Source organism: Halorubrum sp. DM2 (genome assembly GCF_901686465.1).
Taxonomy (GTDB): Archaea; Halobacteriota; Halobacteria; order Halobacteriales; family Haloferacaceae; genus Halorubrum.
The window spans coordinates 1,410,583-1,425,451 of record NZ_LR594487.1; the positions used below are offsets into that span (position 1 = coordinate 1,410,583).

The 14,869-nt window shown below is 68.7% G+C and carries 15 protein-coding genes; 6 read left to right on the plus strand and 9 right to left on the minus strand.

Going from position 1 to position 14,869, the window contains the following annotated elements:
- Positions 1 to 2: 2 nt before the first annotated feature.
- From QOL69_RS07200 to QOL69_RS07210, 3 genes are all read right to left on the minus strand, one after another.
- Positions 3 to 377, minus strand: a complete 375-nt coding sequence (locus QOL69_RS07200) for an Hsp20/alpha crystallin family protein (RefSeq protein WP_048078199.1) — start codon at positions 375 to 377, stop codon at positions 3 to 5.
- Between the two features lie 93 nt (positions 378 to 470).
- A complete protein-coding gene (locus QOL69_RS07205; protein WP_048078200.1) occupies positions 471 to 1,184 on the minus strand; it encodes a DUF2391 family protein in 714 nt (237 codons plus the stop codon).
- 39 nt (positions 1,185 to 1,223) lie between these two features.
- Positions 1,224 to 1,994 (minus strand): alpha/beta fold hydrolase, encoded by a 771-nt coding sequence (locus QOL69_RS07210; RefSeq protein WP_283402648.1) that lies wholly within the window; start codon positions 1,992 to 1,994, stop codon positions 1,224 to 1,226.
- Between the two features lie 196 nt (positions 1,995 to 2,190).
- On the opposite strand from QOL69_RS07210, the gene QOL69_RS07215 reads away from it, so the two are divergent.
- Positions 2,191 to 2,442 (plus strand): Hsp20/alpha crystallin family protein, encoded by a 252-nt coding sequence (locus QOL69_RS07215; protein ID WP_283402649.1) that lies wholly within the window; start codon positions 2,191 to 2,193, stop codon positions 2,440 to 2,442.
- Positions 2,439 to 4,703: a CDC48 family AAA ATPase gene (locus QOL69_RS07220; RefSeq protein ID WP_283402650.1), complete on the plus strand. Its 2,265-nt coding sequence runs from the start codon at positions 2,439 to 2,441 to the stop codon at positions 4,701 to 4,703. Before QOL69_RS07215 ends, QOL69_RS07220 begins: the two co-directional genes overlap by 4 nt.
- 46 nt (positions 4,704 to 4,749) lie before the next feature.
- Here QOL69_RS07220 and QOL69_RS07225 read toward each other — a convergent pair whose 3' ends face one another.
- Positions 4,750 to 4,992: a DUF8029 family protein gene (locus tag QOL69_RS07225; protein ID WP_283402651.1), complete on the minus strand. Its 243-nt coding sequence runs from the start codon at positions 4,990 to 4,992 to the stop codon at positions 4,750 to 4,752.
- 426 nt (positions 4,993 to 5,418) lie between these two features.
- Here QOL69_RS07225 and QOL69_RS07230 point away from each other — a divergent pair, with 426 nt between their 5' ends.
- Positions 5,419 to 8,583 (plus strand): adenosylcobalamin-dependent ribonucleoside-diphosphate reductase, encoded by a 3,165-nt coding sequence (locus tag QOL69_RS07230; RefSeq protein ID WP_283402652.1) that lies wholly within the window; start codon positions 5,419 to 5,421, stop codon positions 8,581 to 8,583.
- 152 nt (positions 8,584 to 8,735) lie between these two features.
- On the opposite strand, the gene QOL69_RS07235 is transcribed toward QOL69_RS07230, so the two are convergent.
- On the minus strand, positions 8,736 to 9,185 hold the full coding sequence (locus tag QOL69_RS07235) for a hypothetical protein (RefSeq protein ID WP_283402653.1): 450 nt from the start codon (positions 9,183 to 9,185) through the stop codon (positions 8,736 to 8,738).
- A 96-nt stretch (positions 9,186 to 9,281) separates the two neighbouring features.
- Positions 9,282 to 10,259: an aldo/keto reductase gene (locus QOL69_RS07240; RefSeq protein WP_283402654.1), complete on the minus strand. Its 978-nt coding sequence runs from the start codon at positions 10,257 to 10,259 to the stop codon at positions 9,282 to 9,284.
- A gap of 78 nt (positions 10,260 to 10,337) precedes the next feature.
- Between QOL69_RS07240 and QOL69_RS07245 the strand changes: the two genes are divergently transcribed.
- Positions 10,338 to 12,026 carry a cryptochrome/photolyase family protein gene (locus QOL69_RS07245; RefSeq protein WP_283402655.1) on the plus strand — a complete coding sequence of 563 codons (1,689 nt, stop codon included), beginning with the start codon at positions 10,338 to 10,340 and terminating at the stop codon, positions 12,024 to 12,026.
- A gap of 77 nt (positions 12,027 to 12,103) precedes the next feature.
- Here the strand turns inward: QOL69_RS07245 and QOL69_RS07250 are convergent, their stop codons facing one another.
- Entirely contained in the window at positions 12,104 to 12,349 is a 246-nt protein-coding gene (locus QOL69_RS07250; RefSeq protein WP_283402656.1) for a DUF8151 family protein, read from the minus strand.
- 101 nt (positions 12,350 to 12,450) lie between these two features.
- Positions 12,451 to 12,630, minus strand: a complete 180-nt coding sequence (locus QOL69_RS07255; RefSeq protein WP_048078209.1) for a DUF7470 family protein — start codon at positions 12,628 to 12,630, stop codon at positions 12,451 to 12,453.
- Positions 12,631 to 12,726: 96 nt separating this feature from the next.
- On the opposite strand from QOL69_RS07255, the gene eif1A reads away from it, so the two are divergent.
- Positions 12,727 to 13,017, plus strand: a complete 291-nt coding sequence (gene eif1A, locus QOL69_RS07260) for a translation initiation factor eIF-1A (RefSeq protein ID WP_008584833.1) — start codon at positions 12,727 to 12,729, stop codon at positions 13,015 to 13,017.
- Between the two features lie 500 nt (positions 13,018 to 13,517).
- Positions 13,518 to 14,411: an ATP-grasp domain-containing protein gene (locus QOL69_RS07265; protein WP_283402657.1), complete on the plus strand. Its 894-nt coding sequence runs from the start codon at positions 13,518 to 13,520 to the stop codon at positions 14,409 to 14,411.
- A 36-nt stretch (positions 14,412 to 14,447) separates the two neighbouring features.
- Here QOL69_RS07265 and QOL69_RS07270 read toward each other — a convergent pair whose 3' ends face one another.
- Positions 14,448 to 14,828, minus strand: a complete 381-nt coding sequence (locus QOL69_RS07270) for an Hsp20/alpha crystallin family protein (protein ID WP_048078245.1) — start codon at positions 14,826 to 14,828, stop codon at positions 14,448 to 14,450.
- Positions 14,829 to 14,869: the final 41 nt, after the last annotated feature.

Here is a 14,869-nt window from a genome sequence, read left to right on the forward strand (position 1 = left end):
CGTCAGGCGTCGCCCTCGTCGTCCGCGTCGTCGACGGGGATGGTCCGGGAGACGTCGCGGTCGCGCTTGGGGAGCGTAATCTCGAGGACGCCGCGGTCGGTCTCGGCGTCCGCGCCCGCCCCGTCTGCGTCGTTGGGGAGCGGGAGCTCCGCGTCGAGGAACAGCGGGCGGTCCTCGCGGACGTACTCGAACCCCTCGGGGACCGCCTTCTCGCGGCGGCCTTCGATCTCGATGCGCCCGTCCTCGACGAGGACCTCGGTGGTCTCGGCGGTCGCGCCCGGGAGGTCGATGACGAGGATGTACCCCTCGTCGGATTCGAGTAAGTCCGCAAACACCGCGTCCGGGAGGTCCCGGAGCGCGTCGCGTAGCGCTGACATGGACACTGGTAGGGTCGCCGCGGCGAAAAAGCTGTGGAAAAGGCGGATCGACGTGCGGGGAGGCCGGCCCGTCCACCCGCGGTCGCGGGGCGTTCAGTCGCCGCGCTTCGGACCGTCGCCGTCGAACGGGTCCAGATCGAGGGGGCCGATGTCATCGCCCTGCGACTCGCCCGGGAGTATGTCACCGAGTCCCGCACCGAACGCGGCCGCGGCCCAGACGACGGCGATCCGGCCGAGCCGTTCGACCGCCGTCGGGTCGCCCTCGTGGAGGCGACCCCAGAACAGCAGCATCACCGTCGACGTGGTCAGCGACACGAGGAGGACGCCCGCGTACCGCCGGGGGATGATCCCGAGGATCGGGTGTCTGATCACGATCTGCCGGAAGTCGGCGAAGTAGAGGAGGCCGGCGACCGCGGCGAAGACGAACCCGACGTGCGCGAAGAGGAGGACTGGAACTCCGGCGACGGTGATCGCCGCGAACCACGCCGCGATCTCGAAGACGCCGCCCTCGACGAGCAGCGGGAGCGCGAACAGCACCGCCCCGACGAACGACTCGGCCAGGTCCCGGGAGGTGTACTTGGTGATCCGCTCGGCGAACGCCGCGCGCCCGGGCATGCGCTCGACGAGCGAGATGGTCTGTCGGACCTTCTCGCGCTCGTGGCCCTCGTCGACCGTGTCGCTGAGCGCGTCGAGCTTCGCGAGGAGGTCGTCGATGTCCGGCTCGTCGGGGCCGCGTGCGGGGTCGACGCGCTCGCCCGAACCGTCCGCCCGCCCCGTGTCTGCGTCCCGTTCGTCGCTGTCCACCATGTTCCCCACGACGCGAGGGCGACCTAAAAGGGTCAGTACCTACAGCCGAGCGAGGAACTCGGAGAGCGCCTCGTTGAACGCGGCCGGCCGTTCGAGCATCGCGAGGTGGGCGGCGTCGGTGAGTTCGGTCCACTCCCCGTCCGGGATCCGGTCGGCAAGGTACTCGTGGTACGCCGGCGGAGTGAGTTCGTCGTGCGCGCCGACGAGCGCGAGGGTCGGGACGCCGATCTCGTCGAGGCGGTCGCGGACGTCGAAGTCGTGGCAGGTGAGGAAGTCCCGTTCGGTCACCGCGCGCCCGCACGCCCGCATTGACGCCTCCGAGAGCTCGACATACTCGGCGGGGGCGTCGTGGAACAGCCGATTCGGTTCGTGAAGCAGCGAGACCGCCCGGTCGAAGTCGGTCGCGAGCGCGTCCCGGAGGGGCTCGGCCACCGCGAGCTTCGCGCCCGTGCCCGCGAGGACGAGTCCGTCGAGCGCGAGGTCGCGCTCCGAGGCGATCCACAGTGCGACCGCGCCGCCGAGGGAGTTGCCGCAGATCACGGTCGCGTCCGTCGCCTCGGCGACCGCGGCGACATCGTCGGCGTACGCGTCGAGCGTCTCGGGACCGGCGGGCGTCGCGACGTCCTCGCTGTCCCCGTGTCCCGAGAGGTCGACGGCGACGCCCGGGAACCGGTCGGCGAGCCGCGCCTGCGACTTCCAGACGTCCTTCGTGCCGCCGCTGCCGTGGACGAAACAGACCGTCGGCCCGTCGCCGCCGCGGTCGAAGCGGCGGTAGGCCGTCTCGCGGCCGTCGTGGGTGACCCGTTCCATGTCGGACCGATTCGACGCCGAGCGGTATAAACGCTGGAGGGGACCGACTCGGGGTCGGAGACGGGAGGCGGAAGCGGGGCCGAAGTGGGCGGCGATCGGCCCCGAACCGCTACACTACCGATACGCCGAAAAATTCTCACGTCATGCGATTTTCTGCGACAACTTTAAATACCTGTGCGACTAACTCGTAGTTAGGATGAATCACATACAGACCCAATCGACCGGCGACGGCGCGCTGTTGCGCCGGTACGAGTACGACGACGGGTGGATCGTCGCCGCCGACTTGGGCGTCGACGACGAGACCGTCGCGATCGACACGGTCGGCAAGGCGGCGATCGTCGTCGTCGAGGGACCGGACGGGCCGGTCGAGTCGGAGTTCGATCTGCCCGGAACGGCCGCGTCCGCGGTCGTGAACAACGGCGTCCTCACCGTGGAGGGCGAGCGATGAAACTCACCGTCAAGCCGCTGAAACAGAAGGACGCCGGTCGCCGCCTCGCGGCGATCGACCGCGTCGCGGCCGACGAGCTGGGGCTCTCCGGCGGGGACATCGTCCGCGTCGAGGGGGGCGAGGGCGCCGCGATCGCGCGCGTCTGGCCCGGCTACCCCGAGGACGACGGCACGGGCGTGATCCGCATCGACGGCCGCCTCCGGCAGGAGGCCGACGTGGGGATCGACGACCGCGTGACCGTCGAGGACGTCGACGTCTCGCGGGCGGACGCGGTCACGATCGCCTTCCCCAGCCAGCTGCGGGTGCGGGGGCAGATCGCCCCGTTCATCCGCGACAAGCTCTCCGGGCAGCCGGTGACCGAGGGGCAGACGATCCGCACGTCGCTCGGCTTCGGGCTGATGGGCGGCCAGTCGCAGGCGGTCCCGATGAAGATCGCCGAGACCAGCCCCGGCGGCACGGTGGTCATCACCGACGAGACGGAGATCAGCATCTCCGAGATCTCCGCCGAGGAGATCGCCGACCGCGGCGAGGCCGCGGGCGGGACCGGCGAGGGGCCGGACGTCACCTACGAGGACATCGGCGGGCTCGACGACGAGCTCGAACAGGTCCGCGAGATGATCGAGCTGCCGATGCGGCACCCGGAGCTGTTCAAGCGCCTCGGCATCGACCCGCCGAAGGGCGTCCTGCTCCACGGGCCGCCGGGCACGGGGAAGACGCTGATCGCGAAGGCCGTCGCCAACGAGATCGACGCGAACTTCCACACGATCTCCGGCCCGGAGATCATGTCGAAGTACTACGGCGAGAGCGAAGAGCAGCTCCGCGAGGTGTTCGAGGAGGCGGCCGAGGAGTCGCCCTCGATCATCTTCATGGACGAGCTGGACTCCATCGCGCCGAAACGCGAGGAGGCCGGCGGCGACGTGGAACGGCGCGTCGTGGCCCAGCTCCTCTCGCTGATGGACGGGCTCGAAGAGCGCGGCGAGGTCGTCGTCATCGGGGCGACGAACCGCGTCGACGCCATCGATCAGGCGCTCCGACGGGGCGGCCGCTTCGACCGCGAGATCGAGGTCGGCGTCCCCGACCGCGACGGCCGCAAGGAGATCCTCCAGGTCCACACGCGGAACATGCCGCTGACCGACGGGATCGACTTGGACGAGTACGCCGAGAACACGCACGGCTTCGTCGGGGCCGACCTCGAGTCGCTCGCGAAGGAGTCCGCGATGCACGCGCTGCGGCGCATCCGCCCCGAGATCGACCTCGAAAGCGACGAGATCGACGCCGACGTGCTGAACAGCATTCAGGTGACCGAGGCGGACTTCAAGGAGGCGATCAAGGGGATCGAACCCTCCGCGCTCCGCGAGGTGTTCGTCGAGGTCCCCGACACCACCTGGGACGACGTCGGCGGGCTCGAAGACACCAAAGAGCGGCTCCGCGAGACGATCCAGTGGCCGCTGGAGTACCCCGAGGTGTTCGAGGAGCTCGACATGCAGGCCGCCAAGGGCGTCCTGATGTACGGCCCGCCGGGCACGGGGAAGACCCTGCTCGCGAAGGCCGTCGCCAACGAGAGCGAGTCGAACTTCATCTCGATCAAGGGGCCAGAGCTGCTGAACAAGTACGTGGGCGAGTCCGAGAAGGGCGTCCGCGAGGTGTTCAGCAAGGCCCGCGAGAACGCGCCGACCATCGTGTTCTTCGACGAGATCGACTCGATCGCCACCGAGCGCGGCAAGAACTCCGGCGACTCCGGCGTCGGCGAGCGCGTCGTCTCCCAGCTGCTGACGGAGCTCGACGGGCTCGAATCGCTGGAGGACGTCGTCGTCATCGCGACGACGAACCGGCCGGACCTCATCGACTCCGCGCTGTTGCGCCCCGGTCGTCTGGACCGGCACGTCCACGTGCCCGTTCCCGACGAGACGGCGCGCCGCCGGATATTCGAGGTCCACACGCGCAACAAGCCGCTGGCGGACGACGTCGACCTCGACGCGCTCGCCCGGAAGACCGACGGCTACGTGGGTGCCGACATCGAGGCGGTCGCCCGCGAGGCCTCGATGAACGCCTCCCGGGAGTTCATCGGCAGCGTCACGCGCGAGGAGGTCGGCGAGTCCGTCGGCAACGTCCGCGTGACGATGGCACACTTCGAGGACGCGCTGAGCGAGGTGAACCCCAGCGTCACCCCCGAGACGCGCGAGCGGTACGAGGAGATAGAAAAGCAGTTCAGACGGTCCGAGGTGGAGCGCGACGAGGCCGAACCGGCCGCGTTCCAGTAGGCCGGCCGGACCCGCGCTCGACTCCCCGCTTTCCGACCGCGTTTTTTCAGATCAGTCCGAGCGTCGACAGCAGGTAGAAGGCCGCGACGACGACGATACCTATCGTGATGAGCCGCCACGCGAGCTTCAGGACGAACTTTCCGACGATGATGACGAGCGCGACGGCGACCAGGGCGACGAGCAGTTGCCCGACCTGACTACCGAGGAGCGCGGCCTGCGCCGGCGCGGCGAGGCCGGCGAGCGCGAGCGATGAAGCGGTCATGTCCGGGACCATGGCGAGGCCGGGCATAAGCTTGTGGGACCGGACCGCGACGACAGTTATCGAAATTTGATAAGTCTGCGGCAAGAACTGCGGAAAATTCGGACGTACGCGCGTCGATACGGCGGTCTCGGCGGAGCGGATGGCCGTCGACATCGCAGAATCCGCCGGGGGTCGACCCCCCTTTTGTTCCGGTGGGAAGCCGCTCTGTTCGGGTAGTTTTCGCGAGTACCTATCAGTTTCACTCCGGTCTGGCTACGCTTATGTGTCCGGAAGCCGTTCCTTGGTGACGTACCGGATTCAGCGTCAGACGGGCGGCACGGACGTTGTATACGGAATCGGACATGTAGACGCCGGTCGGGCCCGAACATCCGAACGTACAAGGGCCCGCCTCGCCAGTACACCAACACTACGAATGATTCAGATCCCACGCCAAGCCAGCGGGGTGGCCGTCGAATGAGCAGCGACGGTGTCACCGCGAACGACCTCGAACTGCCGATCAAACGCACCACGGGCGACACGATGGAGGAGCGCCTCACGGGCAACGCCTACCACAACATCCTGCCCGCGCGCTACCTCCGGAAGGACGCGAACGGGGAGCCGATCGAGAACCCCGAGGAGCTGTTCGACCGCGTCGCGCGCAACGTCGCGCTCGCCGAGGCGGTCTTCGAAGCCGAGCGGCAAGGGGTCGACGTCACCGTTACGCCCGACCAGCTGAAGCCCGACCACCCCCGGCGCGACGAGCTCGCCGAGGAGGTCTTCGGCGCGGGCGTCACGGCCGACGACGACGCGGAGGCGACGCTGACGGAACACAACGTCAACAAGTTCGCGTTCGACACCGTCGTGCCCGAGCTGCCCGACGACGTGCGCGACCACGTCGAGGAGACAGCCGAGACGTTCCGCGACGGGATGGAGTCGCTCTCCTTCATGCCGAACTCGCCGACGCTGATGAACGCGGGCGACGAGCTCCAGCAGCTCTCCGCCTGCTTCGTCGACTCCCCCGACGACGACATCACCGACATCCACCAGACCGCCAAGGAGGCGGCCGAGGTGTTCCAGTCCGGCGGCGGCATGGGGTACGCCTTCTGGCAGCTCCGCCCCTACGGCGACGCGGTCGGCTCCACGGGCGGTATCGCCTCCGGGCCGATCACGTTCATGCGGACGTTCGACCAGATGTGCGAGACGATCGCGCAGGGCGGCGCGCGCCGCGGCGCGCAGATGGGCGTCATGCGCATCTCGCACCCGGACGTCATCCAGTTCATCCACGCGAAGAACAAGGACGTCTCTCTGGCCCACTCGCTGCGGCTCAACGACCCCGACGACTTCACGCACAACTCCTTCGCGGACGCCTTAGAGGAGGCCCGCGACCTCATCGACGAGGACGGGAAGGTCCCCGAACACCTCCGTAACGCCGTGGAGGGACACCTCTCGAACTTCAACATCAGCGTCGGCGTCACCGACGACTTCATGGACGCGCTCCGCAACGACGAGGAGTTCACCTTCACCAACCCCCGCACCGGTGAGGCCCACGTCGCGACGCCGGAGACGAAGGAGCTGTACGACATGTTCGGGCTCGGCGAGCACGTCGAGGTCGGCGAGGAGCTCTCCGTCCCGGCCGCCGAGATCTGGGACGACATGATCGAGGGGGCCCACGAGAACGGCGAGCCGGGCGTGGTCTACCTCGAACGGATCAACAAAGAGCACTCCTTCGACGTCGAGGAGAACCCGGACCACCGGATCCTCGCGACGAACCCCTGCGGCGAGCAGCCGCTCGAAGAGTACGAGGCCTGTAACCTCGGCCACATCAACCTCTCGACGCTCGCGGACCTCGACGCGCCGGACTGGCGCGTCTGGTCCGACGAGCACGCAGACGAGTACGACACCCGGGCCGACGCGATCGACGCGTTCCTCGACGAGGCGATCGACTTCGAGGAGTTCGACGAGCGGATCGCGTACGGCACTCGCTTCCTCGAGAACGTCGTCACGATGTCCGACTTCCCGGTCGACGAGATCGAGGAGAAGGTCCGCGACATGCGGAAGATCGGGATGGGTATCATGGGGCTCGCACAGCTGTACATCCAGCTCGGCGTCCGCTACGGCTCCGAGGAGGGCAACGAGATCGCCCGCCAGCTGATGACCCACATCAACCACGAGTCGAAGCTGGCCTCCCACGAGCTCGCCGAGGAGCGCGGGACGTTCAACGACTGGGCCGACTCGAAGTACGCGAACCCGACCGAGTACCGCGACTGGTTCGAACACTACACCGGGCTCGACGCCGACGAGTGGGCGGACGGCTTCCCGATCCGCAACCACAACACGACGACGATCGCCCCCACCGGGACGACGTCGATGATCGGCAACACGACGGGCGGGTGTGAGCCGATCTACAACGTCGCCTACTACAAGAACGTCTCCGACGACGTACAGGGCGACGAGATGCTCGTCGAGTTCGACGACTACTTCCTCCGCACGCTGGAGGCCAACGACATCGACGTCGAGGCCGTAAAGGAGGAGGCGCAGGCCCAGATGGCCGAAAACGAGTTCGACGGCGTCGACGGGTTAGAGACCGTTCCGGACGCGATCGGCGAGCTGTTCGTCGTCACCGGCGATCTCTCGGCGAAGGACCACGCCGGCGTTCAGGTCGCCTGTCAGAAGGGCGTCGACTCCGCCATCTCGAAGACCGTCAACGCGCCGAACGACTCCACGCTCGGCGACGCCAAGGAGGTCTTCGAGTACATCTACGAGAACGGCGGGAAGGGCGTCACCTACTACCGCGACGGCACCCGCTCGAAGCAGGTACTCACGACGCGCGCGCAGAACACGGAGTTCGCCGACGAGAGCGAGGCCGCGGAGACCCTCGTCGAGCAGATCAACGAGGTCTTCGGCGGGGTCGAGGCGTTCCTCGACAACGAGGACGTCCGGACCGCGATCGACGCGGAGGTCTCGGAGCTGCTCGAAGCCAGCGACCAGCCCCGGATCGACTACAGCGAGCGCAGTCCGCGTCCCGACTCCCTGAACGGCGTCACCCAGCGGGTCGAGACCGGCTACGGCAAGCTGTACGTCACCATCAACGAGGACGACAAGGGGCTGCCGTTCGAGCTGTTCGCGAACATCGGCCACTCCGGCGGCTACACCAACTCCTTCACGGAGGCGCTCGCGAAGGTCATCTCGACGGCGCTCCGCTCTGGCGTCGACCCCGAGGAGATCGTCGACGAGCTACAGGGCACCCGGAGCCCGAAGGTCGCGTGGGACAAAGGCGAGCAGATCCAGTCGATCCCGGACGCGATCGGCACGGCCCTGCGCCGCTACCTCGACGACGACGTCGACAAGGGGATCCCCCAGCAGCAGAGTCTCGACGACGTCGAGGAGAGCGCGACGAGCGAGTCGGCCGGCCGGCCCGGCCAGACCGACGGCGGCGCGGCCGCCGACGCGGCCGCCGGCAACGGCGCGCTCGACGCGCCCGAGGCCGCCGACACGGACGACGCGGCGGGCGCAGACGACGCGATGCAAGAACTCATCGCGGCCGGCGAATCGCCCGAGTGCCCGGACTGCGGCGGGATGAACCTCTACTACTCCGAGGGCTGCAAGACCTGCGAGTCGTGCGGCTGGTCGGAGTGTTAAACGGGCGCTCGTAGGCGTCGGTAACGAGCGGTCGACCGCGGCGTTTTTTCGGAATCCGGATCCGGTCTCACGCGTTTCGCCAGCCGGCCGGCTGTCCGGTGACTGCTTCCGTCAAGAAACGGAAAGAACGCGTCGTCGAGCGGTCGCGTCGGTCAGTCGTCTTCGAGCGCCTGCGCGATGCGCTGAAGCTGGCGGGTCGCGTCGCGGACCTCGTCGCGGAGCTGGCGGACCTCGCGGACCAGTTCCTCGTTGCCGCCGTCGTCGCCGCGGCCGCCGCGCTCGCCCTGCGCGCCGGGACCGCCGCCCATGCCGGGCGGACCGCCCGCGCCGCCGGGACCGCCGCCGCCACCGCCCATCATGCCGGACATCATCTGTGCGAAGGGGTTGCCGCCGCCGCCACCGCCCATCCCCGGCGGGCCGCCGCCGCCCATCATCTCCTCGGGGTCGGGCCGGTCGCCCTCCTCGCGCTCCTGTTCGCGTCGCTCGCGGATCTCCTCGACGCGCTCGCGGAAGGACTTCTCCTCGCCGTCGTCGCCCTCGGGGGCGTCGCCCTGTTCGCCGGCCTCGCCGTTCTCGGGGTCTGTGGCGTCGTCGTCTGCCATGCGCCACGGTTCGGCGGCGCTGCCGAAAAGGGTTGTCGTGGCGTCCGCGACGGTGTATTTATACCTCGGCGGTGAGCGCCGCGGTCTGCTCCGGCGTCACTCGTGTCCGGAGACGCGGACCGGCTCGTACGGCGCTTCGAGCCACTCGATGTCCGAGTCGGACAGGTCGATATCCAGCGCCTCGACTGCGTCTTCGAGGTGTTCGACGCTCGTCGTGCCGACGATGGGGGTGTCGACCCACTCCTTGCGGAACAGCCACGCGAGCGCGATCTGGGCCATCTTCACGCCCTTCTCCGCGGCCAGCTCCTCGACGCGCTCGTTGACCGCGAGCCCGCCGCCCTCGCGGTACGGGTGCGCGTAGAGGTGCTCTTCGGTCTCGCCGCGGAGCGTCGCGTCGACGTCCTCGTGCGGACGGGTCAGGTAGCCGCGGGCGAGCGGACTCCACGGCATCACGCCGACGTTCTCCTTCTCGCATAACGGCAGCATCTCCCGTTCCTCCTCGCGGTACGCGAGGTTGTAGTGGTTTTGCATCGCGGCGAACCGCTCGTACCCCTCGCGCTCGCTGGTGTGTAGGGCGTCCGCGAACTGGTGGGCCCACATCGAGGACGCGCCGATGTACCGCACGTCGCCGCGTCGCACGGCATCGTCGAGCGCGGCGAGTGTCTCCTCGATCGGGGTCTCGTCGTCCCAGCGGTGGATCTGGTAGAGGTCGATCGTGTCGACGCTGAGCCGGTCGAGGCTGTGTTCCAGCTCCTGTTCGATCGCCTTCCGCGAGAGGCCGCCCGAGTTCGGATTCGACTCGTCCATCTGGAAGTACCCCTTCGTGGCGAGGACGTACTCGTCGCGGTCGTACCCGTCGAGCGCGTCGCCGAGGACGCGCTCGCTCTCGCCGTTCGAGTACATGTTGGCGGTGTCGAAGAAGTTCACGCCGAGGTCGATCGCGCGCTCGATCAGCTCTTTCCCCTCCTCCTCGTCGAGGACCCACTCGCGCCAGTCGGAGTCGCCGAAGCTCATACAGCCCAGACATATCTTCGAGACGGTGGTGCCGGTGGAACCGAGGGTCGTGTACTCCATACTGAGATTAGTTCGAGGCGAGGACAAAAAGCTACGCGCGCCGCCGGAGCTATGCCGCTGGCTCCCGTGTCGATCGACGTGAGCGACCGGACGACCTGCTGGCTGCTCGGCGACCAGCTCAACCCCGACCTCGACGTCCTCGACGACGCCGACGACGTACTGTTGATCGAGGCGCACGGGTTCGCCGACCGGAAACCGTACCACGCGCACAAGCTAACGGTAGTGTTCTCTGCGATGCGGCACTTCCGAGACCGGCTCCGCGAGGGCGGCCACGACGTGACCTACGTGCGGGCCGAGTCGTTCGGCGAAGGCCTCGACGAGTTCTTCGCTGAGCGTTCGGCGGAGACGGAAGGCGGCGGCGACGCGCCCGACCTGCGGCTCATGCGCCCCGCGAGCCACGGGGCGGGCGACCGGCTCCGCGAACTGGTCGCCGAGCGCGGCGGGACCCTCGAACTCGTCGACAACGAGCTGTTCTGGACGACCCCGGCCGACTGGCGGGCGTGGGCCGGCGGGGAGGAGACCGAGATCGGTCCCGGCGGGGCCGCCGAGCGCACCTACCGACAGGAGAACTGGTACCGACACGTCCGCCGGGAGACGGGCGTGCTGATGGACGACGGCGACCCCGTCGGCGGGGAGTGGAACTACGACGACGCGAACCAGGAGACGCCGCCGGACGAGTGGGAGCCGCCCGGGCGGCCGACGTTCGAGCCGGACGAGCTGACCCGCGAGACGCACGCGTGGGTCCGCGAGCGGTTCGACACGTGGGGGAACGACTCGCTCGACGGGTTCGCGTGGCCGGTCACCCGGGCGGAGGCGCTGGAGGCGCTCGACCGGTTCGTCCGCGAGGGGCTGCCCGCGTTCGGCCGGTATCAGGACGCGATGGTCGGCGGCGAGCCGTTCCTCTCGCACTCGCTGCTCTCGCCGGCGATCAACCTCGGGCTGCTCGACCCCCGCGAGCCGGTCCGCGCGGTCGAGCGTGCCTACGAGGAACGGGGCGTCGAGCCGGGCGCGTACGACCCCGATCGGCACGGAGACGCGGGCGGGGCGTCGACGTCGCTCGACGAGTTCGGCGACGGAGACGCCGCGACCGGGGGCGCGAACGACGACCTCGCCCCCGTCCCGCTCAACGCCGCGGAGGGGTTCATCAGGCAGGTGATCGGCTGGCGGGAGTTCGTGCGCCACGTCTATCGGGAAGCGATGCCCGAACTGGCCGACGCGAACAAGCTGGAACAAAAGCGGGAGCTGCCGCCCGCCTACTGGGACGGCGAGACCGACATGGAGTGTCTCTCCGAGGCGGTGGGCCACGTCCGCGAGTTCGGCTACGCACATCACATCGAGCGGCTCATGGTGCTTTCGAACTTCGCGTTGGTGTACGGCGTCGACCCCGGCGAGTTAAACGAGTGGTTCCACCTCGGCTTCGTCGACGCCTACCACTGGGTGACGACGCCGAACGTCGTCGCGATGGGCTCGTTCGGCACCGACGTCCTCTCCTCGAGGCCGTACGCCTCCTCGGGGAGCTACGTCAACCGGATGAGCGACCACTGCGCCGACTGCCCGTACGCCGTCTCGCGGACGACGGGCGAGGGGGCGTGTCCGTTCAACGCGCTGTACTGGGACTTCCTGAAGGAGAACGAGGAGACGCTTCGCGGCACCGGGCGGATGGGACTGATGTACTCGCACGTCGACGGGAAGGACGACGAGGAGTGGACGGCGATCCGCGAGCGCGCGGCGGCGGTGCGCGAACTGGCGGCGGAGGGGGAGTTATAGCAGCGGGGACCGGAGCGGGGGGAGCTGTAGCAGAGGGAGCCGGAGCGGAGGGAGCTGTGGCGGGGCGGCCGTAGCGCCTATTCGCCGTTCGCGAGTCGCCGGAGCCGGGGAATCCCCTGCTCGTAGCCGAGCCCGACGAGCCCCACGTACAGCGCGATCAGGCCCATGCCGACGGCCCACGCGCCGAGCACGAGTTGGCCGCCCGAGACGGCGGAGAGTCCGAACTGTTCGAGTACGACGCCGATCACGGACGCGACGCCGGCACCGAGGGTGACGACGAGGAGTTCGGCGAGTTCGACCGCGACGGCGGGTACTTCGACCATACCCGAGGGGGACGGTCGATCATTATGACTCTTTCGAGAGAACGGTGAACGCCGAGCCGGGCGTGCCGGCGTGGTCGACGCCGCGGGCCGTCGCGCCCCGGTCACTTCAGTCCGAACGACCGCATGACGGTGTCGGCCAGCCCCTTCGCGATCAGCGCGAGCCCGGCCAGAACCACCATCAGCGCGCCCGCGACGACCGGGTCGTGGAGGGTCAGAATGCCGATTCCGGCGAAGACGACGAGGAGGCCGACGATTCCTTCAATTCCGAGCGTGTCGCGCATGCCGTCGGGTCCGCGGTCCGGTGACCTAAAAGGGCCGTTTCGGTCCCGACAGAGAGCGGCCCTTTTATTTCGGCGAGTGCGTATGGCCGCGTACGCATGAGCAACGGAGACGGCAGCGGTCGGAACGACCTCCGGATGCCCGACGACGACGAGGTGTTCGCGGAGGTCGTCGAGATGCTCGGCGCGAACCGCGTCAAAGTGCGCTGTGCGGACGGGAACGAACGGACCGCGCGCATCCCCGGCCGGATGCAAAAGCGCGTGTGGATCCGCGAAGACGACATCGTCCTCGTCGAGCCGTGGGACTGGCAGGACGAGAAGGCCGACATCTCGTGGCGCTACGAGAAGAGCGAGGCCGAACAGCTCCGCGAGGAAGGCCACCTTCAATAACGGGTCGTGGGAGCAGTCGGCGAGTTCTGGGGAGTTCCGTGACGCTCGTCCGTTTCTCGGATCGGCGCTGATTTCCCGATCTCTCGGGGATACGTCGGTACAATCGAGTCAACCAAGAACACCTCCAGAGTCCCAACCGCTCGGCTGTACAGTAGTGTTCCTGTTTATAAATCACCGATCGGCACGGACCGCTCCGAAGCCCCAGCCGTGAGGCGGACGCACGCTCGCTGCGGTCCTCAGTCGCTCGCTGCGCTCGCTCCCTGCGGTCCTTACGTCGCCTGCGTCCGCCTCACGGCTGCCCCTTCGAGTCCCGCCGCGCACAGCACAGCACAGCACCTCACGCCTCCCCAGCCTCGTCGACCGGTCTCCGCTTCGCTCCGACCGGTCGACTCCCTCGCGCGGCGCTCCTCGGCCGCGATGCGGCCTCGGAGGCGCGCGCCACCGCAGTGGTCCACTCCTGCTCGCGCGGTTTTTAAGTCCGAACGGTCCCCAGCGATGGTATGATCCGGCTCGCGATGACCACCGACGCGGAGACGTTCGAACGCGTGCGCGAGCCGCTCGGCGAGCGCGGGATCGAGGTCGGCCACGTGCGGGCGAAAGAGCGATCCCTGCGAGTTTCGAGCGGGGGCGGCGAGAGAGCGGAGCCGGCGGACGAGTTCGACGGCTTCGACGTCGGTCTCGTCTATCCGACGCGGCTCATGGAGGGCGCGGTCGTCGACGAGCGGTTGGGCGTCCCGTGGGTGAACGGCCGCGACGCGGTCGTGACCTCGCGGAACAAGGCGGGCGTGCTGGCGGCGCTCGACGCCGCCGGACTCCCCACCCCCGGGACGACGCTCGTCTCGAACCCCGTCGACGAGTCGGTCGTCGTCGACGCCGTCAACGACTTTTCGTACCCCGTCGTCGTCAAGCCGAACTCCGCGACCCGCGGGGTGGGGGTCGCGACCGCGAGCGACCTCGACTCGCTTCTCGGCGTCGTCGACTACCTGAACCTGATCCACGACTACCGCGCGACGGGCGACAAGTCGTTCCTGATCCAAGAGTTCCTCCCGGACGCCCGCGACTACCGCGCGATGGTCGTCGACGGGCGGTACGCGGGGGCGGTGGAACGCGTTCTCGACGACGACGCGCTCGCGGCCGGCCGGTGGAAACACAACGTCCACCGGGGCGCGACGGCCCGCGGCGTCGACCTCGACTCCGAGGCGCGCGACCTCGCCGAGCGCGCGGCCGAGACGCTGGGGATCGACTACCTGGGCGTCGACCTGCTGGCGACCGACGACCGGCTCGTCGTCAACGAGACGAACGCCCGGCCGACCGTCGACGCCGCGACGAAGTACGAGGACGACTTCTACGACCGACTCGCGGCGCTGATCCGACGGACCGCTAGCAGAGAGTAGCCGAAGGACGGCGAAGAGACGGAGGCAGAGAGCGACTCAGACGAGGTCGATCGACGCGCTGTCGTCGGCGCGGTCGAACGTGACCTCCAGGACGCCGTTGTTGAACGTCGCGTCGGCGGAGTGTTCGTCGACGGGCGCGGGGAGGTCGACGGTCTCGTCGTACTCGCGCCGGTCGGAGACCGCGGAGATGGTGAGCGCGTCGCCGTCGCAGCGCAGCGAGAGGTCCTCCTTCGAGACGGCGGGGAGGTCGGCGACGAGACGTACCGACTCCTCGGTGGCATACGCGTCGACGTGGGTGTCGGAGCCGAACCCGGCGTCGTCCGCGGACGGCCCGTTCGCGTTGGCCATCTCGTTCATCATCCGCTCGATCTCCTCGAAGAAGTCTCCGAACGGATCGTCGCGGTCGTCTCTGTCCATACCTCCCGTGAAGTCGGTGACCCCGATAAGCCTTCTGTCGG

Bases quoted from the DNA above. Each gene is read 5' to 3' on its own strand.
- QOL69_RS07200 (WP_048078199.1), bottom strand. From the start codon at position 377: ATGTCAGCGCTACGCGACGCGCTCCGGGACCTCCCGGACGCGGTGTTT.
- QOL69_RS07205 (WP_048078200.1), bottom strand. From the start codon at position 1,184: ATGGTGGACAGCGACGAACGGGACGCAGACACGGGGCGGGCGGACGGT.
- QOL69_RS07210 (WP_283402648.1), bottom strand. From the start codon at position 1,994: ATGGAACGGGTCACCCACGACGGCCGCGAGACGGCCTACCGCCGCTTC.
- QOL69_RS07215 (WP_283402649.1), top strand. From the start codon at position 2,191: ATGAATCACATACAGACCCAATCGACCGGCGACGGCGCGCTGTTGCGC.
- QOL69_RS07220 (WP_283402650.1), top strand. From the start codon at position 2,439: ATGAAACTCACCGTCAAGCCGCTGAAACAGAAGGACGCCGGTCGCCGC.
- QOL69_RS07225 (WP_283402651.1), bottom strand. From the start codon at position 4,992: ATGCCCGGCCTCGCCATGGTCCCGGACATGACCGCTTCATCGCTCGCG.
- QOL69_RS07230 (WP_283402652.1), top strand. From the start codon at position 5,419: ATGAGCAGCGACGGTGTCACCGCGAACGACCTCGAACTGCCGATCAAA.
- QOL69_RS07235 (WP_283402653.1), bottom strand. From the start codon at position 9,185: ATGGCAGACGACGACGCCACAGACCCCGAGAACGGCGAGGCCGGCGAA.
- QOL69_RS07240 (WP_283402654.1), bottom strand. From the start codon at position 10,259: ATGGAGTACACGACCCTCGGTTCCACCGGCACCACCGTCTCGAAGATA.
- QOL69_RS07250 (WP_283402656.1), bottom strand. From the start codon at position 12,349: ATGGTCGAAGTACCCGCCGTCGCGGTCGAACTCGCCGAACTCCTCGTC.
- QOL69_RS07255 (WP_048078209.1), bottom strand. From the start codon at position 12,630: ATGCGCGACACGCTCGGAATTGAAGGAATCGTCGGCCTCCTCGTCGTC.
- eif1A (WP_008584833.1), top strand. From the start codon at position 12,727: ATGAGCAACGGAGACGGCAGCGGTCGGAACGACCTCCGGATGCCCGAC.
- QOL69_RS07265 (WP_283402657.1), top strand. From the start codon at position 13,518: ATGATCCGGCTCGCGATGACCACCGACGCGGAGACGTTCGAACGCGTG.
- QOL69_RS07270 (WP_048078245.1), bottom strand. From the start codon at position 14,828: ATGGACAGAGACGACCGCGACGATCCGTTCGGAGACTTCTTCGAGGAG.